Below are 266 nucleotides of genomic sequence, written 5' to 3'. Positions count from 1 at the left end.
CCCCGGGCAAGGTCGAGGTCTCCGGCGGCGACACGCTGCTGGGGCAGCTGTAAGGCACTGTAGGGTCGGTTGAGCGCAAGCGAAATCCATCGTCTCGCCGAGAGATGATGGGTTTCGCCCTGCCCACCCCACGTGCCATCACCCCCTCAGCTTTGCCATCGCCACGCCTTCGCGCGCCAGTTGATCGGCGCGCTCGTTTTCGGCGTGGCCGGCGTGGCCCCTGATCCAGTGCCAGCGCACCTCGTGCGGCTTGAGCGCCGCGTCGA

At 68.0% G+C, this 266-nt stretch carries 1 protein-coding gene; it reads right to left on the bottom strand.

What is annotated here, in order from left to right; translation table 11 throughout:
• Positions 1-138 precede the first annotated feature (138 nt).
• A partial coding sequence (locus E0702_RS17615; RefSeq protein WP_306766940.1) for an RNase H family protein occupies positions 139-266 on the bottom strand: 128 nt, incomplete at its 5' end.

Origin of the sequence: Halomonas marinisediminis (assembly GCF_004347715.1) — a bacterium.
Lineage (GTDB): Bacteria > Pseudomonadota > Gammaproteobacteria > Pseudomonadales > Halomonadaceae > Halomonas > Halomonas icarae.
The sequence above is the reverse complement of the archived record's forward strand: the minus strand, read 5'-3'. Positions and strand labels throughout refer to the sequence as shown.